The 23,835-nt window shown below is 71.7% G+C and carries 24 protein-coding genes and 1 riboswitch; of the genes, 20 read left to right on the forward strand and 4 right to left on the reverse strand.

Going from position 1 to position 23,835, the window contains the following annotated elements:
- Nucleotides 1-75 precede the first annotated feature (75 nt).
- The 10 genes from HNQ58_RS01930 (at nt 76) to HNQ58_RS01975 (ending at nt 10,268) form a co-directional block, all read left to right on the forward strand.
- Nucleotides 76-975 carry a type II secretion system protein GspK gene (locus HNQ58_RS01930; RefSeq protein ID WP_183947092.1) on the forward strand — a complete coding sequence of 300 codons (900 nt, stop codon included), beginning with the start codon at nt 76-78 and terminating at the stop codon, nt 973-975.
- Nucleotides 975-2,108 carry a PilN domain-containing protein gene (locus HNQ58_RS01935; protein WP_183947093.1) on the forward strand — a complete coding sequence of 378 codons (1,134 nt, stop codon included), beginning with the start codon at nt 975-977 and terminating at the stop codon, nt 2,106-2,108. The genes HNQ58_RS01930 and HNQ58_RS01935 overlap by 1 nt, the downstream gene beginning before the upstream one ends.
- On the forward strand, nt 2,086-2,694 hold the full coding sequence (gene gspM / locus HNQ58_RS01940) for a type II secretion system protein GspM (RefSeq protein ID WP_246416812.1): 609 nt from the start codon (nt 2,086-2,088) through the stop codon (nt 2,692-2,694). Before HNQ58_RS01935 ends, gspM begins: the two co-directional genes overlap by 23 nt.
- A complete protein-coding gene (locus HNQ58_RS01945) occupies nt 2,691-3,416 on the forward strand; it encodes a general secretion pathway protein GspN (RefSeq protein WP_183947094.1) in 726 nt (241 codons plus the stop codon). Before gspM ends, HNQ58_RS01945 begins: the two co-directional genes overlap by 4 nt.
- Nucleotides 3,417-3,423: 7 nt before the next feature.
- A complete protein-coding gene (gene gspD / locus HNQ58_RS01950) occupies nt 3,424-5,562 on the forward strand; it encodes a type II secretion system secretin GspD (protein ID WP_183947095.1) in 2,139 nt (712 codons plus the stop codon).
- Nucleotides 5,563-5,760: 198 nt separating this feature from the next.
- A complete protein-coding gene (locus tag HNQ58_RS01955; protein WP_183947096.1) occupies nt 5,761-6,522 on the forward strand; it encodes an ABC transporter permease in 762 nt (253 codons plus the stop codon).
- On the forward strand, nt 6,519-7,709 hold the full coding sequence (locus HNQ58_RS01960) for an ATP-binding cassette domain-containing protein (RefSeq protein WP_183947097.1): 1,191 nt from the start codon (nt 6,519-6,521) through the stop codon (nt 7,707-7,709). Before HNQ58_RS01955 ends, HNQ58_RS01960 begins: the two co-directional genes overlap by 4 nt.
- On the forward strand, nt 7,706-8,569 hold the full coding sequence (locus HNQ58_RS01965) for a glycosyltransferase (protein ID WP_183947098.1): 864 nt from the start codon (nt 7,706-7,708) through the stop codon (nt 8,567-8,569). Before HNQ58_RS01960 ends, HNQ58_RS01965 begins: the two co-directional genes overlap by 4 nt.
- The gene (locus tag HNQ58_RS01970) at nt 8,566-9,417 is read left to right on the forward strand and encodes a class I SAM-dependent methyltransferase (RefSeq protein ID WP_183947099.1); all 852 of its coding nucleotides are present in this window, start codon (nt 8,566-8,568) and stop codon (nt 9,415-9,417) included. Before HNQ58_RS01965 ends, HNQ58_RS01970 begins: the two co-directional genes overlap by 4 nt.
- Entirely contained in the window at nt 9,414-10,268 is an 855-nt protein-coding gene (locus HNQ58_RS01975) for a glycosyltransferase (RefSeq protein WP_183947100.1), read from the forward strand. The genes HNQ58_RS01970 and HNQ58_RS01975 overlap by 4 nt, the downstream gene beginning before the upstream one ends.
- A 15-nt stretch (nt 10,269-10,283) precedes the next feature.
- Here the strand turns inward: HNQ58_RS01975 and pyrF are convergent, their stop codons facing one another.
- Both pyrF and ettA read right to left on the reverse strand, forming a co-directional pair.
- Nucleotides 10,284-11,096, reverse strand: a complete 813-nt coding sequence (gene pyrF, locus HNQ58_RS01980; protein ID WP_183947101.1) for an orotidine-5'-phosphate decarboxylase — start codon at nt 11,094-11,096, stop codon at nt 10,284-10,286.
- Nucleotides 11,097-11,191: 95 nt separating this feature from the next.
- A complete protein-coding gene (gene ettA, locus HNQ58_RS01985) occupies nt 11,192-12,853 on the reverse strand; it encodes an energy-dependent translational throttle protein EttA (RefSeq protein ID WP_183947102.1) in 1,662 nt (553 codons plus the stop codon).
- Between the two features lie 204 nt (nt 12,854-13,057).
- Here ettA and HNQ58_RS01990 point away from each other — a divergent pair, with 204 nt between their 5' ends.
- The 10 genes from HNQ58_RS01990 (at nt 13,058) to HNQ58_RS02035 (ending at nt 21,711) form a co-directional block, all read left to right on the forward strand.
- On the forward strand, nt 13,058-13,966 hold the full coding sequence (locus HNQ58_RS01990) for a DUF817 domain-containing protein (RefSeq protein WP_183947103.1): 909 nt from the start codon (nt 13,058-13,060) through the stop codon (nt 13,964-13,966).
- Nucleotides 13,967-14,020: 54 nt separating this feature from the next.
- On the forward strand, nt 14,021-15,289 hold the full coding sequence (gene glyA, locus HNQ58_RS01995; protein ID WP_183947104.1) for a serine hydroxymethyltransferase: 1,269 nt from the start codon (nt 14,021-14,023) through the stop codon (nt 15,287-15,289).
- A 21-nt stretch (nt 15,290-15,310) separates the two neighbouring features.
- Nucleotides 15,311-15,844, forward strand: a complete 534-nt coding sequence (gene nrdR / locus HNQ58_RS02000; protein WP_183947105.1) for a transcriptional regulator NrdR — start codon at nt 15,311-15,313, stop codon at nt 15,842-15,844.
- Entirely contained in the window at nt 15,841-16,941 is a 1,101-nt protein-coding gene (ribD, locus tag HNQ58_RS02005) for a bifunctional diaminohydroxyphosphoribosylaminopyrimidine deaminase/5-amino-6-(5-phosphoribosylamino)uracil reductase RibD (RefSeq protein WP_183947106.1), read from the forward strand. The genes nrdR and ribD overlap by 4 nt, the downstream gene beginning before the upstream one ends.
- A gap of 91 nt (nt 16,942-17,032) precedes the next feature.
- Nucleotides 17,033-17,182, forward strand: a riboswitch (FMN riboswitch).
- A 131-nt stretch (nt 17,183-17,313) separates the two neighbouring features.
- Complete coding sequence (locus HNQ58_RS02010) at nt 17,314-17,940, forward strand: riboflavin synthase (protein ID WP_183947107.1); 627 nt, start codon at nt 17,314-17,316, stop codon at nt 17,938-17,940.
- A gap of 87 nt (nt 17,941-18,027) precedes the next feature.
- Nucleotides 18,028-19,131 (forward strand): 3,4-dihydroxy-2-butanone-4-phosphate synthase, encoded by a 1,104-nt coding sequence (gene ribB, locus HNQ58_RS02015; protein WP_183947108.1) that lies wholly within the window; start codon nt 18,028-18,030, stop codon nt 19,129-19,131.
- Between the two features lie 65 nt (nt 19,132-19,196).
- A complete protein-coding gene (gene ribH / locus HNQ58_RS02020; RefSeq protein WP_183947109.1) occupies nt 19,197-19,670 on the forward strand; it encodes a 6,7-dimethyl-8-ribityllumazine synthase in 474 nt (157 codons plus the stop codon).
- Between the two features lie 7 nt (nt 19,671-19,677).
- Nucleotides 19,678-20,139 (forward strand): transcription antitermination factor NusB, encoded by a 462-nt coding sequence (nusB, locus tag HNQ58_RS02025; RefSeq protein ID WP_183947110.1) that lies wholly within the window; start codon nt 19,678-19,680, stop codon nt 20,137-20,139.
- Nucleotides 20,140-20,149: 10 nt separating this feature from the next.
- Nucleotides 20,150-21,235, forward strand: a complete 1,086-nt coding sequence (gene thiL / locus HNQ58_RS02030; RefSeq protein WP_343057134.1) for a thiamine-phosphate kinase — start codon at nt 20,150-20,152, stop codon at nt 21,233-21,235.
- On the forward strand, nt 21,232-21,711 hold the full coding sequence (locus HNQ58_RS02035) for a phosphatidylglycerophosphatase A family protein (RefSeq protein ID WP_183947111.1): 480 nt from the start codon (nt 21,232-21,234) through the stop codon (nt 21,709-21,711). The genes thiL and HNQ58_RS02035 overlap by 4 nt, the downstream gene beginning before the upstream one ends.
- Before the next feature lie 23 nt (nt 21,712-21,734).
- Here the strand turns inward: HNQ58_RS02035 and HNQ58_RS02040 are convergent, their stop codons facing one another.
- Both HNQ58_RS02040 and HNQ58_RS02045 read right to left on the reverse strand, forming a co-directional pair.
- Nucleotides 21,735-22,322 (reverse strand): uracil-DNA glycosylase family protein, encoded by a 588-nt coding sequence (locus tag HNQ58_RS02040; RefSeq protein ID WP_183947112.1) that lies wholly within the window; start codon nt 22,320-22,322, stop codon nt 21,735-21,737.
- A 118-nt stretch (nt 22,323-22,440) separates the two neighbouring features.
- On the reverse strand, nt 22,441-23,835 hold the full coding sequence (locus tag HNQ58_RS02045) for an FAD-linked oxidase C-terminal domain-containing protein (RefSeq protein WP_183947113.1): 1,395 nt from the start codon (nt 23,833-23,835) through the stop codon (nt 22,441-22,443).

Consider the following 23,835-nt stretch of genomic DNA (forward strand, 5'->3'; position numbering starts at 1 on the left):
GCAGAGCGGGGATCGGGAAGCGGGAGCCAGCGCGTTGGCGTGGGCGGCGCGCGGATTGACGGCCGTGCCCGTGGCGTGCCCGGGCGATCACTCCGATCCCCGCCTCCCCACGACGGCATCGCCCTGGTCCTGGTCCTGTGGCTGCTCGCCCTGCTCACCGCACTGGTCGCCACCTTCGCGGTCACCGCGCGCAGCGAGCAGATGCAGGCGCGGCATCTGCGCTTCGGCATCGAGGCGCGCTACGCCGCGCTGGCGGGGATGGAGCTGGCGGTGGCGCGGATGATGGACCCGGACCCGCGGCGACGCTGGATACCCGATGGCCGCGAGTACCTCACCGTCTTCGAGGGCGCCGAGCTGCTGCTGCGGGTACAGGACGAGTCGGGCAAGCTCGACATCAACGTGGCCGATGACCTGAGCCTGGCGCGTTTCTTCGAGGCGATAGGGGAGGACAGCGAGCGTGCGCTGCGCCTGGCCGGCGCGATCGTCGACTGGCGCGACATGGACGATTTCGTCCACCTGCACGGCGCCGAAGGTCCGGAATATGCGGCCGCCGGTCTGCCCTACGGGCCGAAGAACCGCGCCTTCGATACGCTGGGCGAACTGCAGCAGGTACTGGGCATGGACTACGACACCTTCGAACGCGCCGCCCCTTACCTGACCGTGTTCACCGGCCGGCCGCCCGATCCGGCGCTGGCCGAGGGGCCGGTGCTCGCCGCCTACGGTTACCCGAACGAACTGATCGAAGCCTGGCTACAGACGCGCCAGGCCTGGTCGCCGGACAGCGGCGAGCCGCCGCCGTCGACGCCGGACGGGCAGCCTTACATGGTGTCGCCGGGGAGCGGCACGTATAGTATCGCCAGCCTGGCGACGCTCGCCGATGGCAGCCGGGCATCGACGCATGCCGTGGTGCGTGTCGGCAGCGCCGCTCCGCATGGCCCGCCGTACGCACTGCTGCACTGGCGCGAAGGGAACTGATGCCGCTCGCCGACACGCTCGCACTGCCGTTCGAACGCCTTCGCTCCCGCTACGCGCGCAGCCCGCTGTCGGGTTTCCTGCGCTGGTGGGGGCGCGAGCTGCTGGCCTGCGTGCCGGCCTCGTGGCAGCACTGGCTGCGCAGCGAGGAGCCGCGGCTGTGGCTGTCGCCGCAGGACGACGAGCTGCAGGTGGCGGCCTGGCACGACGGGGGGTGGCAGACCCTGGCCAGCGTGCCGCTGGGTGAGGCCGCCACGCTGCCCGGCCTGCTCGGCGAGGCCCGCGCCGAGCGCGCGTTCTGGCTGCTGCTGCCGGCCCGGCAGGTGCTGCGCCGCCCGCTGGTGCTGCCGCTGGCCGCCGGCCAGCGTCTGCGCGATGTGCTCGCGCACGAGATCGAGCGGCAGACGCCGTTCCGTGCCGACCAGGCGGTGTACGACTGGCGGCTGCGGCCGGACGCGGCCGGACAGGGCCAGTTGCAGGTCGAGCTGGTGGTGGCGCCCAAGGCGGCCTTCGATGCCGTGCTGGCGCGGTTGGGCCCGCTGGCCGCGCGGCTGGAAGGCGTCGACGCGGCCGATGCCGATGGCGTGCCGCTGGGCGTGAACCTGCTGCCCCCGGAGCGTCGGTTGCGGCGGCGCGATCCGGTGCGATGGATCGACCTGGCGCTGGTCGCTTTCACCGCCCTCGCGCTCGGCTACGCTCTCTGGCAGTCGCTGGAGAACCGTCGCGATGCCGTCGCCGCGCTGCAGGCCGAGGTCGAGGCGCGCCGCGTCGAGGCGCGCCGCGTGTCGGCGCTGCGCGAGCGGCTGGTCGACGCCGCCGAGGGCGCCAACTTCCTCGCCCGTACCCGCGCGCAGCGGCCGGCGATGATCGAGATCCTCGACGACCTCAGCCGCCGCCTGCCGGATGGTACCTGGCTGGAGCGTCTGAACGTGCAGGAGAACCGGCTGGTCCTGACCGGCTACAGCAACGAGGCCTCGGCCACGGTCGGCCGGCTGCAGGGCTCGCCCTGGCTGGCCTCGGCCGCGCTGGCCGGCAGCGTGCAGGCCGATCCGCGTACCGGGCGCGACCGCTTCACCCTGACCGCCGAGGTGGTCGCTGCAGCGGAGGTCGCCGATGGCGCTGCGCCTGCCCGCTGAGCGTTCACGCTGGGCCGCGCTGGGCCTGCTGGCCCTGGTCCTGGCGCTGCTGTACTTCGTCGGCCTGCACTGGTGGTGGACGGCACCGCAACTGGCTCTGCGCGCCGAGCTGGCCGAGCTGCGCGACCAGGAACTGCGGCTGCGCATGCACGCCGCCCAGGCGCCGCTGATCCAGCAGAAGCTGGCCGAGGTGCAGGCCTTCGAGGCCGGCAACCCCGGGTTCCTGCCCGAGGCCACCGTCGAGCTGGCCACCGCCGGGCTGGTGCAGCGGCTGGAAACCGTGGTCCAGCAGGTCAGCCCGACCCGCGAGCGTTGCCAGCTCACCGGCCGCACCCCCAGTGCGGCGCGCACGCAGGAGCGCTACCCGCGCGTGGTGGTGCAGGTGCGGCTGCGCTGCGGCATGGAGGAGTTCGTCGCCGTGCTGCACGCGCTGGAAAGCGGCCGGCCGGAGCTGTTCATCGACAACCTCGCCGTGCTGTCGCGTCGCAGCCTGCTCGCGCAGGGCGGCGCGGCGACCAGCGCACTCGACATCAGCTTCGACCTGTACGGTTACCTGCACGCGCGCCAGACGGGAGGGCAGCGATGATCGACCGCCTTCCGCCGCGCACCCTGCTGCTGGCCGTACTGGCCGGCTGGTCCTTCGTCGTCGCGCTCGCGGTGGCGACCGGGCTGGGCGGACGCTACACCTTGCACGATGACGATCCTTCGCTGGCGCCGCCGCTGCCGGAGCTGTCGCTGGCCGCCAGCGCGCAGCGTCTGGGCGGGCTGTCCGACTACGCCGAGGCGGCCGCCCGGCCGCTGTTCTCGCCCGATCGCCGGCCGGCGGCGGTGGTGATCGCCGACAGCGAGGGCGGCGACGCGCCGCTCAACGTCACCCTGACCAGTGTCGTGCTCACCGGCGACCTGTCCCTGGCGCTGCTGCGCGACAACGACAGCGGCCGCACCCTGCGCGCCAAGCTCGGTGAATCGCTGGAAGGCCACCCCGGTTGGCGCCTGACCGAGCTGCAGCCGCGCTTCGCGGTGCTCGAAGGTCCGACCGGCCGGATGAACGCCGAGCTGCGCGTGTTCGACGGCAGCGGCGGCGAGGCGCCGACCCAGGTCAGCCCGCCGGCGCAGTCGCAGGCCGCGCCGCGTGCGCCGACCGGCGCGATCGTCGCCGGTGCGCGCGGCAACGGCGGCCAGCCAGAAACGGCCGCGGCCGAGCAGACCCCGGAACAGCAGGCGGAAGCGATCCGTCAACGCATCGAGGCCCGCCGCGCGCAGCTGCGCGAGCAGGCGGCCCGCCGACAACAGCGACAGGAAGAGTGACGCGACCATGACCCTTCGACGCCGCATTGCGCTCGCCGCCCCGCTGGCCGCCCTCACTGCGCTGGCCGGCTGCGCCAGCGTGCCGCACCCGCAGATCCAGCGCGCCCCGGTGGTGATCCAGGGCGCCACGCCGGCCGATGACGGCCCGATCGACGCCGCCACCCCCGGCACGGCCGCCGGCGCGGCCACGCTCCGGCCCGGCACCGGCGAGCTGATCGACCGTGCCGCGGCGGCCGCCCCGCCTCCGGCCGTCTCCGCGGCCGGCGAGGCCACCTTCAACTTCGAGGGCGAGTCGCTGCACGCCGTGGTCAAGGCCATCCTCGGCGACCTGCTGCAGCACAACTACGTCATCGCCCCGGGCGTGCAGGGCACGGTGACGCTGGCCACGCCGCGGCCGGTCAGCCCGACCCAGGCGCTGGGCCTGCTGGAGATGGTGCTGGGCTGGAACAACGCGCGCATGGTCTGGGCCGACGGCCGTTACAACATCGTCGCCGACGACCGCGCCATCGCCGGCCAGCTGGCGCCGCGGGTCGGGCCGGCCAGCGCCGCGCGCGGCTACGAGCTGCGCGCGGTGCCGCTGCGCTTCATTTCCGCGGTGGAGATGGAGAAACTGCTCAAGCCCTATGCCCGCGAGCGCGCCGTGGTCAGCGTCGACACCGCGCGCAACCTGATCGTGCTGGCCGGCACCCGTGCCGAGCTGGAGAACTACCTGCGCACCGTCGAGGTGTTCGACGTCGACTGGCTGGCCGGCATGTCGGTCGGCATCTTTCCGCTGCAGTCGGCCGAGGCCGAGAAGGTGGTGCGGCAGCTGGAGACGCTGTTCGGTACCGACGGTGGCACGCCGCTGGCCGGCATGTTCCGCTTCATGCCGCTGGAGGGCATCAACGCGGTGCTGGTGATCACCCCGCAGCCCAAGTACCTGCGCGACATCGAGGAGTGGCTGGAGCGCATCGACCAGGGCGGGCAGGGCACGCGGCTGTACGTCTACGACGTGATGCATTCCAAGGCGGTGGACCTGGCCCAGCAGCTGTCCAGCGTGTTCGGTGGCAGCGCCGGTGGCGCGGCCCGCCGCACCGACCGCAGCCAGCTGGCACCGGGGCTGACCCCGCGCGAACTGACCACCATCGGCGAGGCGCAGCGCCCGGCCGCCCCCGCGGCGCCGGCGCGCGCCGGCGGCGAAGGCATCGCCCTGGGCGACACCGCCGACGTCTCGATCACCGCCATCGAGGAGAACAACTCGATCGTGGTGCGCGCCACGCCCTCGCAGTGGGAATCGATCCGCCGCACCATCGAGCGGCTCGACGTGATGCCGCTGCAGGTGCACATCGAGGCGCAGATCGTCGAGGTCAACCTCACCGGCGAACTGGCCTACGGCGTGAGCTGGTTCTTCGGCAACTCCATCGCCGGCGCGCCGGTGCGCGACCCGGCCGGCATCCGCGCCGAGGCACGGAACAGCACCGGCACCAAGGCTTTCGCCGGCAGCATCGCCGACGGCGGCTTCAACTGGCAGATCCTGCGCCCCAACTCGCTGGCGATCCTGGACGTGCTCGACTCGGTGACCGACGTGCGGGTGCTGTCGGCGCCGTCGGTGGTGGTGCGCAACAACGTCGAGGCGCAGCTCAGCTCCGGCACCAAGATCCCGGTCGCCAGCACCAGCTTCAACCCGATCAGCGGCGATCCTGGCACCGGCGGCGGCACCTTCGCCAACATCCAGTACCTGGACACCGGCGTGAACCTGAAGGTGACGCCGCGGGTGAGCCGCAACGGCATGGTGTTCATGCAGATCGACCAGTCGGTGAGCTCGCCCAGCGCCACCGGCCCGACCGTGCGCGAGAACGTCAGCGTCGATGACCGCTCGCTGGTCACCGAGGTGGCCGTGCAGAGCGGGGAAACCATCCTGATCGCCGGCCTGATCCGCGACGACGCCGCCAAAGGCAGCGCCGGCGTGCCCGGTCTGAGCCGGATCCCGGTGCTCGGCGGCCTGTTCGGCAGCCAGAGCCAGCGCAGCTCGCGGCAGGAGATCATCGTGCTGATCACGCCGACCGTCCTGAGCGATGCCCAGGATGCGCGCCGCCTCACCGACGAGTACGGGCGCCGCTTCCGCGCGCTGGAGCCGCTGCGTACAGACGGGAGCGGACAGCGCTGAGTTGCGGTGCCGCGGCGACCGGCGTCGCGACCGTGAGGCGAGACAACGACTGAAGAAGAAGGAATGGGGGAGAGGCTGGCCTCGACACGCCGACGCCTTCCCTGGTTTCTCCCTCCCGCGCACTCATTCCTCCGCACTTCCGGTCGCGGCTTGCGCTGCGCCTACAATGACCACCCGCGCCGTGCGCGCACTCTGCCCATGACCCACGCCCTCTTCCGCGAACTGCTGCGGCGCGAACTCGGCGAGCGCTACCAGGGCAGCCTGCTCGGCCCGCTCTGGGCCCTGCTGCTGCCGCTGGCGCAGCTGACGGTGCTGAGTCTGGTGTTCACCTTCCTGCTGCCGGCGCGGGCGCATGGCGGGCAGTGGCCGTATGCGGCCTTCCTCGCGCTCGGGCTGTGGCCGTGGCAGCTGTTCGCCAACCAGGTGCAGCGCGGTTGCACCGCGCTCACCGACAACGCCGCACTGATCGGCAAGGTGGCCTTGCCGCACGGCCTGTTCGTGCTGGCGCGTGCGGCCGGCGCAGCGCTGCCGGATCTGCTCGGCTTCATGCTGGTGCTGGCGGTGGTTGCCGCCTTCGGCCTGCCGCTCGCGCCCGCCGGGCTGCCGGTGGTGGTACTGGCACTGGCGGTGATCCTCGCTCTCGGCCTGGCCGCGGCTTTCGCGCTGTCGGCGCTGCAGGTGTTCCTGCGCGACACCGCGCAGGTCGCCGCGCAACTGGTGATGCTCGGCTTCTTCCTCAGTCCGGTGCTGTACGACCGCGCGCAGTTGCCGGCGCCGCTGGCGCGGGCGCTGGGCTTGAACCCGCTGGCGCCGCCGATCGAGGCGATCCGCATGGCGCTGGCCGGCGGCGAGGTGGCCTGGGCGGCGCTCGGCGCCTCGGCCGCCGCGGCCGTGGTCGCCCTGTGGCTCGCGCATGGCCTGTTCCGGCGCACCCGGCCACACGTCGAGGATTTCCTGTGAGCGTCGCGCCGCTGGTCGAGGTGGTCGGCCTGTGCAAGCGTTACCCGGTGGTCGGCCATCGCGGTGACCGCCTGCGCGCACTGTGGGACGTGCTGCGCGGCCGTCCGCCACGACGGGTGGCCACGGTGCTCGATCAGGTCAGCTTCGAGGTACGGCCCGGCGAGTCGCTGGCGATCATCGGCGAGAACGGGGCCGGCAAGTCCACCCTGCTCAAGCTCATCACCGGCGTGCTCACGCCTTCGTCAGGCATCGCGCGCACGCGCGGCCGGGTCGGCGCTCTGCTGGAGCTGGGCGCCGGCTTCCACCCCGAGTACAGCGGCCGCGAGAACGTGCGCATGGCGGCCGCGCTGTACGGCCTGCACGGTCGCGCGCTGGAGGAGAAGCTGCCCGAGATCGCGGCCTTCGCCGACCTCGGCGACTACCTCGACGAGCCGGTCAAGCACTACAGCTCGGGCATGGTGGTGCGGCTGGGCTTCGCGGTGATCGCCGCGGTGCGTCCCGAGCTGCTGATCACCGACGAGGTGCTGGCGGTCGGCGACGAGAGCTTCCAGAAAAAGTGCATCCGCTGGCTGGACGAGTATCTCGCCGGCGGCGGCACCCTGCTGCTGGTCTCGCACAGCATGTACCACGTGCAGAAGCTGTGCCGGCGTGCGTTGTGGCTGCACCGCGGGCGTGTCGAGGCCATCGGCGAGGTGTTCGACGTGACGCAACGCTACCTGGCCTGGCATGAGCGCCGTCAGGCGAAGGAAGCATCCCCGGGGATCGTCCGCGGCGACCTGGAGTATTCGATCCGCGCGCTGGCGCTCAACGGCGATGGCGGCGACGCGCCGCTGGCGTTGCGCTGCGGCGACGCGCTGGTGGTGGACGTGACGATGGGGTCGCGCGACGACCGCGCGCCGGCGTTGCTGGTCGGCATCGTCCGTGCCGACGGCACGCCGGTCTACGGCGTGTCCACCGACATGGACGGCGTGGCGGTGCGGCGCGGCGGCGTGGGCGAGTACCATGCGCGGCTGGTGTTCGATCCGCTCGACCTGTTGCCCGGCAGCTACCGGCTGCGCGCGCATCCGCTCGATCCCGAGGGGCTGCGTCTGTTCGACACCGCCGAACGCGCCATCGAGATCCGTGGCGAGTCGCGCGAACTGGGCTTGGTGCGGCTGCCGCACCGCTGGGAAAACCACACCGCGTGAACGCCGCCTTGCCCACCGTCGTCGTGCCCGTGTTCAACGCCGTCGCGGCGCTGGACGCCTGCCTGGCCGCGCTCGACCGCACCCTGCCGGCCGGCGCGAAGGTGCATGTCTGCGACGACGCCTCCACCGACCCGCGCGTGGCCGATGTGCTGGATGGCTGGCGCGCGCGCACCCGGCTCGATGCGCGCATCGTCCGCCGCGAATGCAACCTCGGCTTCACCGCCAACGTCAACCTCGCCTTCGCCGAGACCGCGCCCGACGACGTGGTGCTGCTCAACAGCGACACGCTGCCGACACGCGGCTGGCTGCAGCGGCTGGCCGAATGCGCGGCATCCGATCCGCGCATCGCCACCGCCACGCCGTGGTCGAACAACGCCGAGATCGCCAGTTTTCCGCGCTTCATCGAGCCCAACCCGGTGCCGGACGACCCGGACCGGATCGCCGACGCCGCGGCCAGTGCCGGCGCGCCGGAGTATCCCGAGCTCCCGACCGCCGTCGGGTTCTGCATGTACGTGCGCCGTGCGGCACTCGACCAGTGCGGCGCTTTCGACGCCGCCACCTTCGGCCGCGGCTACGGCGAGGAGAACGACTTCTCGCTGCGCGTGGCCGGCCTGGGCTGGCGCAACGTGCTGTGCGACAACGCCTACGTGGTGCACCTGGGCAACGCCAGCTTCGGGCCGCTGGGCGAGTGGCCGGGCGGCGAGAACCTGCGCCGGCTCAATGCCCGCTGGCCGGGCTACAACGAGCGCATCGCCCGCTACATCCTCGCCGACCCGCTGCGGCCGCTGCGCGACCGACTGCAACGCCGGCTCGATACCATGGATCATCCGGCCGGACAGCGCGATCTTTTCGACCCATGAACCACGACGACGCCCCGATCCTGCCCTTCACCGGCGAACGCTTCACGCCCGAATGCGTGCGCGAGATCGCCTATGAGCACTGGCACCGCTACGCCTTCGCGCGTCCGCTGGCCGCCGGCCGGCGTGTGCTCGACGCCGCCTGCGGCGAGGGTTACGGCAGCGCGCTGCTGGCGACCACCGCGCGCGACGTGCTCGGCGTCGACGTGGCGGACGAGGCGGTGGCGCATGCACGCCAGCGTTACGGCGATATCGCCAACCTGCGCTTCGAGCGGGGCGACGCGACCGCGCTGGACCACCTGCCAGACGCCACCTTCGACCTGATCGTCAGCTTCGAGACGCTGGAGCACGTGCAGGCGCAGGCGCGCATGCTCGACGGCTTCGTCCGGCTGCTGGCCGACGACGGCCTGCTGCTGGTGTCCACGCCCGACAAGCGCACCTACAGCGAGCTCACCGGCGAAGTGAACCCCTACCACGTGCGTGAGCTGTACCGCGACGAGTTCGAGGCGCTGCTCTCGGCGCGCTTCCCGGCGTACCGCCTGTACGGACAGAAGCTGCTGTTCCAGTCGGCGCTGTGGGCGCTGGATGGGCAAGGCGGCGGCGTCGATGCGGCGACCGCGCACGGCGAGCGTGTCGAGCCGGGGCTGGACTACGCGCCGCTGTACTACGTCGCCGTGTGCGCCAAGCGCCCCGGGGCGCTGCAGGGCCTGCCGGCGCTGTCGCTGTTCGGCGATGCCGGCGAGAGCGTGTATGCCGACTACCGCGACGAGGTGCGCCGCAACCGCGCCGCCGCCGCGCACATCGCCCATCTCGAAGCCGAGCTGGCGCGGCTGAAGGGTGAGACCAAATGACTGCGGCCATCGGTGTCGTCGTCGTCAGCCACTACAGCGAAGAGACGATCGAGGACTGTCTGCAGCGACTGCTTGCCGCCGAGGACGTGGCCGCGGTCGTGGTCGTGGACAACGGCTCTGGCGACGACACCCTGCCGATCGTGCGCCGCCTCGCCTCGCGCGATGCGCGCCTGCGCTTCATCGCCAATCCGCACAATCCGGGCTTCGCGGCGGCCTGCAACCAGGGCGCGGCGCAGCTCGATGCGCCGTGGCTGGCGTTCGTGAACCCCGACCTGCTGGTCACGCCGGACACGCTCGCCCGTCTGCGTCGCCTGGCCGAGACCGTACCCAACGCCGGTCTGCTCGGCGCCGATCTGGTGGACGAGGACGGCCGGCGCGACCTGTCGGCGCGGCGGCGCGACCCCGCCCTGCGCACCATGCTCGCCGGCCTGGGCCGGCGCGGGAGCGTGGCGGTGCCGGCCAACGACGCGCTCGACCTGCAGCCGGTGGATGCCGTCTCCGGGGCGCTGATGCTGCTGCCACGCGGCCTGTTCCTGCAGCTGCACGGCTTCGACGAGGGCTACCGGCTGCACGCCGAGGACCTGGACCTGTGCCGGCGCGTGCGCCAGGCCGGACACGGTGTGTTCGTCGCCAACCACGTGCGCGTGGTGCACATCCGCGGCGTGTCCAGCCGGCGCCGGCCGGTCTGGGTGGAGTGGCAGAAGCACCGCGGCATGTGGCGCTACTTCGGCAAGTTCGAGGGCGCCGGCGCGGGCGTCATCGCCCGCACGTTCGTGTTCGCCGCGCTGTGGGCGCACTTCCTGCTGGCCGCGCCGCGCGCGTGGCTGGCGGCGCGCCGCCAGCCATGCTAGGAGCGAAAAATCCGCTCAGCGGTGCCGGTTGATCTCGTCGCGCAATGCCTGTGCGGCGGCGCGGGCGGCATCGGCGAAGTCCGGGCCGTTGCCGGCGTAGAGGATCGCCCGCGAGGACGAGATCAGCAGGCCGGTGCCGTCGGCGGTGGCGCCGTGGCGCACCACCTCGCCGGCATCGCCGCCCTGCGCGCCCACGCCGGGGACGAGGAAAGGCACCTCGCCGACGAGCGTGCGCAGCTCGGCGAGCTGCCTGGGCCAGGTCGCGCCGACCACCAGCAGGCAGTTGCCGTGCGTGTTCCAGTCGCGGGCGATGGTGGCGGCGAGGTGCTGGTACAGCGGCTTGCCGCCGACGTCGAGATCCTGCAGGTCGGTCGCGCCCGGGTTGGAGGTGCGGCACAGGATCACCACGCCCTTGTCGGCGCGGTCGAGGAAGGGCTGCACCGAGTCGCGGCCCAGGTACGGATTCACCGTCACCGCGTCGGCGCGGTAACGCGCGAAGGCCTCGGCGACGTAATGCTGCGCGGTGCTGCCGATGTCGCCGCGCTTGGCGTCGAGGATCACCGGCACGCCGGGATGGTTGGCATGGATGTGCGCGATCAGCCGTTCGAGCGCGCCCTCCGCGCCGAGCGCGGCGAAGTGGGCGATCTGCGGCTTGAAGGCGCAGACCAGGTCGGCGGTGGCGTCGACGATGGCGCGACAGAAGCCGAACACCGCATCGGCGTCGCCGTGGAACCGCGCCGGGAACTTCGCCGGCTCCGGGTCCAGGCCCACGCACACCAGCGTGTTCGCGTCGTGCCAGCGGCGGCGCAACTGCTGCATGAAGCCCATCGCCAATCCCCCCATCGGTTTCAGCCACGGATCGACGCGGATGGGCGCGGGTCGGAAAGCAGGCAAGGATCCGCGTCCATCCGTGGCCAATTCCGCTACTTGAGCGCCTTGAAGCGGATGCGGTGCGGCCTGGCGCCTTCCTCGCCGAGCCGGCGCTTCTTGTCTTCCTCGTACTCGCGGTAGTTGCCCTGGAAGAACTCCACGTGCGAGTCGCCCTCGAAGGCGAGGATGTGCGTCGCGATGCGGTCGAGGAACCAGCGGTCGTGGCTGATCACCAGCACGCAGCCGGGGAACTCCAGCAGCGCGTCTTCCAGCGCGCGCAGGGTTTCCACGTCGAGGTCGTTGCTGGGCTCGTCGAGCAGCAGCACGTTGCCGCCCTGGAGCAGGGTCTTGGCCAGGTGCAGACGGCCGCGCTCGCCGCCGGACAGGGTGCCGACCAGCTTCTGCTGGTCCTGGCCCTTGAAGTTGAAGCGGCCGATGTAGGCGCGCGACTGGATCTCCACGCCGTTGATGTTGAGGATGTCGCTGCCGCCGGAAATTTCCTGGAAGACGTTGTGGTTGCCTTCCAGCTTGTCGCGGCTCTGGTCGACGTAGGCCAGTTTCACGGTCGGGCCGATCACGATCTCGCCCGAGTCCGGCTTCTCCTGGCCGGTGATCATCTTGAACAGGGTCGACTTGCCGGCGCCGTTGGGGCCGATGATGCCGACGATGGCGCCCGGCGGGATCACCAGGCTCAGGTCGTCGATCAGCAGACGGTCGCCGAAGCTCTTGCGGACGTTGCGGAACTCGATCACCGAGTTGCCCAGCCGCTCGCCCGGCGGGATGAAGATTTCGTTGGTCTCCTGGCGCTTCTGGTACTCGACCGACTGCAACTCCTCCAGCCGGGCCAGGCGCGCCTTGCCCTTGGAGCGGCCGCCCTTGGCGTTCTGCCGGGCCCACTCCAGCTCGCGGGCGATCGCCTTCTGGCGCGCCTTCTCCTGCATCTCCTCCTGCTTCAGGCGCTGTTCCTTCTGCACCAGCCACTCGGTGTAGTTGCCCTTCCAGGGGATGCCGCGGCCGCGGTCGAGTTCGAGGATCCACTCGGCGGCGTTGTCGAGGAAGTAGCGGTCGTGGGTGACCGCCACCACGGTGCCCGGGTAGCGCTGCAGGAACTGCTCCAGCCACTCCACCGACTCGGCGTCCAGGTGGTTGGTGGGCTCGTCGAGCAGCAGCATGTCGGGCTTGGACAGCAGCAGGCGGCACAGCGCCACGCGGCGCTTCTCGCCGCCGGACAGATGGCCGATCTTCGCGTCCCAGGGCGGCAGGCGCAGGGCGTCGGCGGCGACTTCGAGCTGCTGTTCGAGCATGTGCGCGTCGCCCGAGGCCAGGATCGCCTCCAGGCGCTCCTGCTCCTTGGCCAGGGCGTCGAAGTCGGCGCCTTCCTCGGCGTAGGCGGCGTAGACCTCCTCCAGCCGCTTCTGCGCCTGCAGGATCTCGCCCACGCCTTCCTCCACCGCCTCGCGCACGGTCTGCTCGGGGTCGAGCTGCGGCTCCTGCGGCAGGTAGCCGACCTTGATGCCCGGCTGCGGACGCGCCTCGCCGGTGAAGTCGGTGTCCACGCCGGCCATGATCCGCAGCACGGTGGACTTGCCGGCGCCGTTCAGGCCCAGCAGGCCGATCTTGGCGCCGGGGAAGAAGCTCAGCGAGATGTCCTTGAGGATCTGGCGCTTGGGCGGAACGGTCTTGCTGACACCGTTCATCGTGTAGATGTACTGCATGGATGCTCCGGTAGGGGGCGCGGGGCCGCCGGGCGCCGCGTGCAGGAGGTACGCGCGCTCGCAGGGCCTTGGGAAAGGGCGCGATTATCGCCGATCCGGGCCGTGGGCGTCACCCGCCGCGCCCGCCCGCCGGCGGCCACGCGGCGCCCGCATTCCGCCTTTTGCCGCGACGACACTGCGGCCGGGCCGAACCGGAGCGGGCGGATGGGTGGAGCGTCGGGCGGGCAGGTCGAGCCGGAGCGGGTCGCGGACGGTTGGCCGCGCCGCTGGCGTGCACGCGAACGCAGGCTCGCCAGCGCCGTGGCGGTGCGCGGGCGGCTCGCCGCCGGGTTCTACGAATTTCTCTGGTTCGGCCTCAAGCAGGCCTGGGCCAGCCTGTTCGGCGGCCTGCTGCTGGCGCTGATCCTGGCCAGCTGGCTGTGGTACCCGCGCGAGAGCTGGCTGAACCGCTACGACGCGCTCACCCTGGCCGCGTTCGCACTGCAGCTGGCGCTGCTGCGCAGCGGGCTGGAAACCGTGCAGGAGGCCCGCGTCATCTTCGTCTTCCATGCCGTGGGCACGGTGATGGAGGTGTTCAAGACGGCCGTCGGATCCTGGGCCTACCCGGAAGCCGCGGTGCTGCGCATCGGCGGGGTGCCGCTGTTCACCGGCTTCATGTACGCGGCGGTGGGCAGCTACATCGCCCGGGCCTGGCGCCTGTTCGACCTGCGCTACCAGGCACACCCGCCGCTGTGGCAGGCGCAACTGCTGGCGGTGCTGATCTATGCGAACTTCTTCGCCCACCACTTCCTGCCCGACCTCCGGCCGGCCCTGTTCCTGGCCGTGGGCTGGTGCTTCCGCCGTACCCTGGTGCGCTTGCGCGTGCGTGACCGGGACCGGCGCATGCCCTTGCTGGTGGGCTTCGCGCTGATCGCGCTGTTCATCTGGATCGCCGAAAACGTCGGCACCTTCGCGGGCGCCTGGGTCTATCCCCACCAGCAGCGGGGCTGGTCGTTGGTCGCGCCGGGCAAGCTGGGCGCCTGGTTCCTGCTGATGATCGTCAGTCATGCCCTGGTGGCCTCGCTGCACGGGGCGGCGCGGGGCGAGCCGGGCGGTTCGCGAACTGGCCGCTGATCCCGGGCCGCCGCTACACTTGACGGCCCCTGCCGCCACCCCGGAGCTCCCAGGATGTTTCCCCGTGACATGCGCATCGCCGGCTATGACGACGAGCTGGCCCAGGCCATCGCCGCCGAGCGCCGGCGCCAGGAAGACCACGTCGAGCTGATCGCCTCCGAGAACTACGCCAGCCCGCGCGTGCTGGAGGCCCAGGGGAGCGTGCTGACCAACAAGTACGCCGAAGGTTACCCCGGCAAGCGCTACTACGGCGGTTGCGACTACGTGGACGTCGCCGAGCAGCTCGCCATCGAGCGCGTCAGGCGGCTGTTCGACTGCGACTACGCGAACGTGCAGCCGCATTCGGGCTCGCAGGCCAATGCCGCGGTGTACTTCGCGCTGCTCGCGCCCGGCGACACCATCCTCGGCATGTCGCTCGCGCATGGCGGCCACCTCACCCATGGCGCCAAGGTCAACCTGTCGGGCAAGGTGTTCAATGCCGTGCAGTACGGCGTGAACGAGCACGGCCTGATCGACTACGACGAGATCGAACGCCTGGCGCTCGAGCACCGGCCGAAGATGATCGTCGCCGGCTTCTCCGCCTACTCGCAGGTGATGGACTGGGCCCGCTTCCGGGCCATCGCCGACAAGGTGGGCGCCTGGCTGTTCGTGGATATGGCGCACGTCGCCGGCCTGATCGCCGCCGGCGTCTACCCGAGCCCGCTCCCGCACGCGCACGTGGTCACCTCGACCACCCACAAGACGCTGCGCGGCCCGCGCGGCGGCATCATCCTGGCCAGCCGCGCCGGCATGGGCGAGGCGGCTGCGGAGATCGAGAAGAAGCTGCAGTCGCTGGTGTTCCCGGGCACCCAGGGCGGCCCGCTGATGCACGTGATCGCCGCCAAGGCGGTGGCCTTCAAGGAGGCGCTGGAGCCGGAGTTCAAGGCCTACCAGCGGCAGGTGGTGAAGAACGCGCAGACGATGGCCAAAGCCTTGATGGCGCGCGGCTACAGGATCGTCTCCGGCGGCACCGAGAACCACCTGTTCCTGGTCGACCTGATCGGCAGGGAACTCACCGGCAAGGATGCCGAGGCCGCGCTCGGTCGCGCCCACATCACGGTCAACAAGAATGCCGTGCCCAACGACCCGCGCTCGCCCTTCGTCACCTCCGGCCTGCGCATCGGCACCCCGGCGGTCACCACACGCGGTTATGGCGAAAAGGAGTGCGCCGACCTCGCCGACTGGATCGCCGACGTGCTCGACGCCCCGGCCGACGAGGCCGTCATCGCCCGCGTGCGTGAGCAGGTGACGGCGCAGTGCCGCGCATTTCCCGTCTACGGATGATGGCGCGCTTCCGGCTGTGAAATGCACTGCCCCTTCTGCCAGCACGACGACACCCGCGTGATCGACTCGCGCGTTTCCGAGGATGGCGCCAGCATCCGCCGCCGGCGCGAGTGCCCGGCCTGCGGCGAGCGTTTCTCGACGGTGGAGACGGCCGAGCTGAAGCTGCCGGCGGTGGTGAAGAACGACGGCCGCCGCGAGGTGTTCGACGAGTGCAAGCTGCGGGTGAGCTTCGACCGCGCGCTGCAGAAGCGGCCGGTGTCGGCCGACCGGATCGACGACGCGGTGCGCGCGGTGGTGCGCGAGCTGCGCCTGTCCGGCGAGCGCGAGCTGCCGTCGCTGCGGATCGGCGAACTGGTGATGCGCGAGCTCAAGAAGCTCGACCAGGTGGCCTACGTGCGCTTCGCCTCGGTGTACCGCCGCTTCGAGGACGTGCAGGCCTTCCGTGAGGAGATCGAGCGGCTGGAGCGCGACCTGCCGGCGCTGGAGGGGTTGCAGTTGCCGCTGCTCGGCGAGAGCGACAAGCCCGCCGGCAAGGGCGACGGAAAAAAGAAATGAGCGCCGGTTTCTCCGCCGTCGATCACCGCCACATGGCGCGCGCGCTGCGGTTGGCCGAGCGTGGTGCCTGGACCACCAAGCCCAATCCGATGGTCGGCTGCGTGATCGCCCACGGCGAGCAGGTGGTGGGCGAGGGCTGGCACGTGCGCGCCGGCGAGCCGCACGCCGAAGTGCATGCGCTGGCGCAGGCCGGCGAGCGCGCCCGCGGCGCCACCGCCTACGTCACCCTCGAGCCCTGCGGTCTGCACGGACGCACGCCGCCCTGCGCCGATGCGCTGATCGCCGCCGGCATCGTGCGCGTGGTGGTGGCGGCCGACGACCATTCGCAGCGCGCTGGCCAGGGCCTGCAGAAGCTCACCGCCGCCGGCGTGGCGGTCGAGACCGGGCTGATGCAGGCGCAGGCGCGTCAGCTCAACCGCGGCTTCTTCTCCCGCATCGAACGCGCCCGGCCGTGGCTGCGGCTGAAGCTGGCGATGAGCCTGGACGGCCGCACTGCGCTGGAGAGCGGCGAGAGCTTCTGGATCAGCTCCGACGCCTCGCGCGCCGACGTGCAGCGCTGGCGCGCGCGCAGTGGCGCCATCCTGACCGGCCTGTCCACCGTACTCACCGACGACCCGCGTCTGACCGTGCGGCTCGAAGGCGACGACATGGATGCCGATTTCGTGCCGCCGCTGCGCGTGGTGCTCGACACCCGCGGCCGGTTGCCGTCGACCGCGCGCCTGCTCACCGACGGCGCCGCGCCGACCCTGCTGGTGCATGCCGACGACGTGGTGCCGGCCTATGACGACGGTGTCAACGCCTTCCCGGCGCGCCGTTTGGGCGCCGGGCTGGACCTGGCGGCTGTGATGGCGCAGCTGGCCCAGCGCGAGATCAACGAGGTGCAGGTCGAGGCCGGCGCCACCCTCAGCGGCGCACTGCTGGCCGCGGGGCTGGTCGACGAGGTGCTGCTGTACGTCGCGCCGATCCTGCTCGGCGAGCGTGGCCGGCCGCTGTTCGGCGGCGTCACCCCGGCGGCGATGAGCGACCGGTTCGGCTTCCGCCTGCTCGACTGTCGCCATATCGGTCCGGACCTGCGGCTGATCCTGCAGCCGGCCTGAGCCTGCTGTCCTACACGCGGCTCTGCCGCCGTGACCGTGGGCTTGTGCTAGCCTTCTGCTCCCCGGCCCGGCTTGCCGGCCGGGGCAATCACGACGTCTTCAGGGCGGGGTGGAAGTCCCCACCGGCGGTAGGCACCGGCGACGGTGCGAGCCCGCGAGCGCCTGTGGTCACGCCGCAGGGTCAGCAGATCCGGTCGAATGCCGGAGCCGACGGTCACAGTCCGGAGGAGAGAAGACGCCAGCCGCCCGCGTGCCGCATGGCGCGCGCGCCGCCGCGTCCCTGAAGCGGTTCTTCGTCTGCGAGGAAACGTTTCATGCGCCATCGCCAGTTTCTCCCGTGCCGCTCCCTCGCCCGTCGCGAGGGGCGCTGACATGTTCACCGGCATCGTGCAGGCGGTCGGCCGTGTCGCCGCCGTGGAGCCGCGCGGCGGCGATGTGCGCCTGGTCATCGACAGCGTCGACTTGGGTCTCGACGACGTCGCCCTGGGCGACAGCATCGCCGTGGCCGGCGTCTGCCTGACCGCGATCGAGCTCGACGGCCCGTGCTTCGCCGCCGACGTGTCGCTGGAAACACTCGACCGCACCACGCTCGGCGCGCTGCATGCCGGCGACGCGGTCAATCTGGAGAAGGCGCTGCGGCTGGCCGACCGGCTTGGCGGGCACCTGGTGTCCGGTCACGTCGATGGCATTGGCCGCGTGCTCGACGTGCGCGATGACGCCCGCTCGCAGCGCTGGATCTTCGAAGCGCCGCCCGCGCTGGCGCGCTACATCGCCGCCAAGGGTTCGATCTGCATCGACGGCACCAGCCTGACCGTCAACGAGGTCGAGGGCAGCCGCTTCGGCGTCAACCTGATCCCGCACACCGTCCAGCGCACCACCTTCGGCTTCCGCCGGCCCGGCGACGCGGTGAATCTGGAGGTGGACATGGTGGCGCGGTATGTCGAGCGGCTGCTGGCTGCAGAGGCCGGAAATCGGAAACCGGAAACCGGCAGCCGGTAGGGCCAGGCCGCCAGCTCCCGATCCCGCTTTTCCCATTTCCGATTTTCCATTCCCGATTTCCGTACCCACCTGTTCCGAAGGCTCACGATGTCGTTCTCACCCATCCCCGAACTGCTCGAAGAGATCCGCGCCGGCCGCATGGTGGTCATCGTCGACGACGAGGACCGCGAGAACGAGGGCGACCTGATCATGGCCGCCGAGCTGGTTCGCCCGGCCGACATCAATTTCATGGTCACCCACGCGCGCGGCCTGGTCTGCCTGGCGCTGACGAAGGAGCGCTGCCGCCAGCTCGCACTGCCGCCGATGGTGCGCGACAACCGCTCGCCCTACCACACCAACTTCACCGTTTCGATCGAGGCCGCCGAGGGCGTCACCACCGGCATCTCCGCCTACGACCGCGCCCACACCATCCGCACCGCGGTGCGGCCGGACGCCAAGCCCGAGGACCTGACCCAGCCCGGCCACATCTTTCCGCTGATGGCCCAGCCCGGCGGCGTGCTCAACCGCGCCGGTCATACCGAGGCGGCGGTGGATCTGGCCCTGCTGGCGGGACTGGAACCGGCAGGGGTGCTGGTCGAGATCCTCAACGCCGATGGCTCGATGGCGCGGCGGCCGGAGCTGGAAGCCTTCGCCCGCGAGCACGGCCTGAAGATCGGCTCGATCGAGGACCTGATCCGCTACCGGCTGGAAACCGAGCACACCGTCGAGCGCGTCGACGCGCGTGAAATCGACACCGCCTACGGTCCGTTCCACCTGTACACCTATCGCGACCGCATCGCCCGCGACATCCACTTCGCGCTGGTGCGTGGCGCGCCGCGCGGCGACGCCCCGACGCTGGTGCGCGTCCACGTCAAGAACCCGCTCTCGGACGTGCTGCACTGGCAGCGCCCGGATTTCGGCGTGCCGGTCACCGAGGTGCTGCGCGAGATCGCCGCGGTCGGCGAGGGCGTGCTGGTGGTGCTGTCCGACCAGGCCGGTCCCGAGTCGCTGCTGGCGCGCCTGCGCCAGCACCCCGAGCCGGAGGCCGAACGCGGACGTGTCGCCGAATGGCGGCGCAACGGTGCCGGCGCGCAGATCCTGGCCGACCTCGGCCTCAGACGGCTGCGGGTGATCGGTGCCCCGCGCCGGCAGATCGGCCTGGCCGGCTACGGGCTGGAGGTGGTGGAGTTCGTGGAGGTCGGGACGGGGTGAAGCCGGGACCCGGTCCCGGACCCCGAATCGGCTAAACTGACCCACCCGTTTCAGACCGCCACCCCATGGCCCATTACGAAGGCGACCTGCGCCTGCCCGCCGGCGCGCGGCTGGCGATCGTCGCCAGCCGCTGGAACCCGCGCATCGTCGACACGCTGGTCGAGGGCGCGCGGCAGGCTTTCGCCGACCACGGCGTACCCGCCGAGGCGCTCGATGTGGTGCGCGTGCCGGGCGCCTGGGAGATCCCGCTGGCGGCGGCGCGGCTGGCCGCGGCGGGCAGGCACCAGGCCCTGGTCGCGCTGGGCTGCGTGGTGCGTGGCGACACCCGCCATTACGAGCACGTCGCCGACCGCTGCGCCGAGGGCCTGATGCGGGTGGCGCTGGACTTCCGCCTGCCGGTCGCCAATGGCGTGCTGGCGGTGGAGCGCCACGAGGACGCCGAAGCGCGCGCCGGCGGCGCGCACGGCAACAAGGGCGAGGAGGCGGCCCTGGCCGCGCTGGAAATGCTCAACCTGCTGCACCGGATCCGGATCGAGTGAGATCGCCATGAAGCATCGTCGTCCCGACGGCATCGACCCTGCCGCCCGCTCCCGCGCCCGCCGGCGCGCGCTGCAGGCGATCTACGCCTGGCAGATTTCGCACACCCCCATCGCCCGCGTGCTCGAGCAGTTCGCCCACGAGCAGGACATGGAAGTGGCCGACGTCGAGTACTTCGAGGATCTGGTGCGTGGCGTCGAGCGGCACATGGACGCGCTCGACCAGGCGCTGGCCAAGTACATCGACCGTGGTATCGACCAGGTCGATCCGGTCGAGCGCGGCGTGCTGCGCATCGCCGCCTACGAGTTGCTGCACCGCCCGGACGTGCCATACCGGGTGGTGATCAACGAGGCGATCGAGACCACCAAGCGCTTCGGTGCCGATCACGGTCACAGCTACGTCAACGGCGTGCTCGACAAGGCCGCCGCCGACTGGCGCGCGGCCGAAGTGCAGGCTGCGCGGCGCGGTTGAGCGATCCGCCGTGGTCGGCGAGTTCGACCTGATCGCCCGCATCCGCGCCCGCGCCGGCGCGCGCGATGACGTGATGCTGGGCATCGGCGACGACGCCGCACTGCTGGCGCCGCGGAGCGGCGAGCTGCTCGCCGTCGCCACCGACACGCTCAACGCCGGCATCCATTTTCCGCACGACACCCCGCCTGCCGATCTCGGCTGGAAGGCGCTCGCGGTCAACCTCAGCGATCTGGCCGCGATGGCCGCCGAACCGGCCTGGTGTGCGCTGTCGCTGTCGCTGCCCGAATCCGATGCGGCCTGGCTCGATGCCTTTCTCGACGGCTTCCTCGATCTCGCGGATCGGCACGGCGTGTCCCTGGTCGGCGGCGACACCACTCGCGGCCCGCTCTCGGTGTGCGTCACCGTGCATGGCTTCGTCCCCGCCGGCATGGCGCTGCGCCGCGATGCCGCACGCGAAGGCGACGACCTGTGGATCACCGGCACGCCCGGCGATGCCGCCGCCGCGCTCACCTTGCTCGGCCACCTGCCCGACAGTCCGCATGCGCGCCCTTCTCCCACCGGGAGCGGGGGCGGGGCGAGGGTTCGGCAGCCCGCGCACGCTTCGCGCGCGCTGCCTGCCGACGGCGCAGGCAATGCGCGTGTCGCGGATGCCGAAGTGCGGCATCGCCTGCGCACCCGCCTCGACCGCCCCACGCCGCGCGTCGCCGCCGGACTGGCCCTGCGCGGCCTCGCCCACGCCTGCATCGACGTGTCCGACGGCCTGCTCGCCGATCTCGGCCACATGCTGCGCGCCAGCGGTGTCGGCGCGGCGGTCGAGATCGCCCGCCTGCCGTGTTCGCCGGCGCTGGCGGCGTCGTTCAAGGGGCCGGCGCGCTGGCGCTTGCAGCTCGCCGGCGGCGACGATTACGAGCTGCTGTTCAGCGCGCCGCCGCACCGGCGCGAGGCCATCGCGGCCGCGCTGGCGGCGGCCGCCACCCCGGCCGCGGTCATCGGCCGCATCGTGGCCGGCGAAGGCATTGCCGTGCGCGACCCGCAGGGGCGGCCGTGGACGCCGCCGCGACGCGGTTACGAGCATTTCACGGGAGACGAGGGATGAGCTTTCCGCCGCAGCGCGTGCGCAGGAGCGTCGCGTTCTGGATCGCTTCCGGCGCCGGCGCCGGCCTGGCGCCATTCGCCGCCGGCACTTTCGGCAGCCTGGCTGCGCTGATTCCCTGGCTGCTGCTGCGCGAGTTGCCGCTGTGGGGCTATGCGCTGGCCGTCTGCGCCGTGTTCGTGCTCGGCGCCTGGGCCGCGCAGCGGGTGATCGCCGACATGCGCGAGGAGGATCCGGGCGTGGTGGTCATCGACGAGTTCGTCGGCCTGTGGATCGCCCTGCTCGCCGCGCCGCGCGGCTGGGGCTGGATCGCGCTGGGCTTCGCGCTGTTCCGCCTGTTCGACATCTGGAAGCCGTGGCCGGTGTCCTGGGCCGACCAGCGCATCAAGGGCGGCTTCGGCACCATGCTCGACGACGCGATCGCGGGCCTGTACGCGCTGGCCACGTTGCAGTTGCTGATGCTGCTCTTGCGCGGCTGACGCCGCGCCTGCGGCATCGCGGGTCAGCGACCGGGCGGGAACAGCGCCCGGATCCGCTCGCGCAACGCCGGCAGCACCTCGGCCTCGAACCACGGATTCTGCTTGAACCAGCCCACGTTGCGCGGGCTGGGGTGCGGCAACGGGAAGTAGCGCGGCGCGTAGTCGGCCCAGGCCCGCACGGTGTCGGTCAGCGTGCCCCTGCGCCGTGCGCCGAGGAAGAAATCCTGCGCGTAGTGGCCGATCAGCAGGATCAGCTCGATGTTCGTCAGCAGCGGGATCAGCTGCGGGTGCCAGGTCTGCCGGCACTCCGGCCGTGGCGGCAGGTCGCCGGAACTGCCCTTGCCGGGATAGCAGAAGCCCATCGGCACGATCGCCACCTGCGATTGGTCATAGAAGCGCTCGCGCTCCATCCGCAGCCACTCGCGCAGACGCATGCCGCTGGCGTCGTTCCAGGGGATGCCCGACTCGTGCACGCGGATGCCGGGCGCCTGCCCGACCACCAGCAACCGCGCCGTCGCCGAGGCGCGCAGCACCGGCTTGGGGCCGAGCGGCAACTGCGCCTCGCACAGCCGGCAGGCGCGGATTTCCTTGAGCAGTCCGTCCAGGGGCATGGTCAGAAGCAACAGCACTCACGGAGAAGAGGAAGAAAAGCGGAGAAGGGCGGAGAAAGCAAATTTTTACCGTCTCCGTGTCCTCCCGCCCTTCTCCGCTGTGCTCCGTGAGTGCTGTTCAAACGTCTTCCGGCAACAGCTTCCCCGGGTTGAGGATGCCGTCGGGGTCGAACTGGGCTTTCACCGCGCGCATCAGCGCCAGCGTCTGCGGTGTGACGGCGCGGGCGAGGAAGTCGCGCTTGAGCAGGCCGATGCCGTGCTCGCCGGAGAGGGTACCGTCGAGCGCCAGCACGGCATCGAAGACGCGGCCCAGCGCGGCTTGCGCGCGTTGCGACTGCGCGACGTCGGCCGGATCGTGGAGGATGTTGACGTGCAGGTTGCCGTTGCCGGCGTGGCCGAAGCAGACGATCGGCAGATCCTGCTCGCGGGCGATGGCCTGCACGGCATCCACCAGCGCCGGGATGCGCGACACCGGCACCACCACGTCCTCGTTGATCTTGCCCGGCGCCAGCGTGCGCAAGGCGGGCGACAGCGCCTTGCGCGCCGCCCACAGGCGCTCGCCCGCGGCCTGGTCTGGCGCGGCGTCGAGTGCGACCAGCCCCGGTCCCTGCGCGGCGCGCGACAATGCGGCGACGGCATGCTCCAGCGTGGCCGCGTCGCCATCGGCCTGGATCATCAGCAGCGCACCGGCGGCGGGAATGTCCGCACCACCGACCTCGCGCGCCAGCCGCACGCAGTCGCCGTCCATGAACTCCAGCATCGACGGCGCGACCGGCTGCGCCATCAGCCGCGCCACCGCGGCGGCGGCGCTGCCGACGTCGGCGTAGAGCGCACGCAATGCGCGCCGCAGCGGCGGCAGCGGGGTGAGCTTCAGCGTGGCCTCGACGACCAGCGCCAGCGTGCCCTCCGAGCCGATCAGGAAGCGGGTGAAGTCGTAGCCGGTGCTGGCCTTGGTGGTGGGCGTGCCGCAGCGGACCAGCTCGCCGGCGCCGGTGACGGCGGCCAGCGCGAGCACGTTGTCGCGGGTGGCGCCGTACTTCACCGCGTGCGGCCCGCCGGCGTTGCAGGCGATGTTGCCGCCGACGGTGCAGAACGGCGCGCTGGTGGGGTCGGGCGGCCAGAAGAAGCCGTGCTCGCCGGCGGCGCGTTGCAGGTCGCCGTTGAGCACGCCCGGCTCGACCACGGCCAGGCGGTCGTCCGGCGCGATGCGCAGGATCCGGTCCATGCGCTCGAAACTCACCACCAGCCCGCCGGCGACCGGCACCGACGCACCGGTGGTGTTGGTGCCGCGGCCACGCGCCACGATCGGCATGCCGTGGCGACGGCAGGCGCGGACCAGCTCGACCACCTGCACGGCCTCGGTCGGCAGCGCCACCGCTGCCGGCATCGCCTGCCGGCGCGAATTGTCGTAGCCGTAGGTGAGCCGCTCGGCCGGGTCGGTCAGCAGGCCGTCGTCACCGAGCAGGTCGGCGAGCGCGCGGGCGAGGGCGGGCGGGAGGAGGTCATGGCTCAC

Source organism: Rehaibacterium terrae, assembly GCF_014202935.1.
Lineage (GTDB): Bacteria > Pseudomonadota > Gammaproteobacteria > Xanthomonadales > Xanthomonadaceae > Rehaibacterium > Rehaibacterium terrae.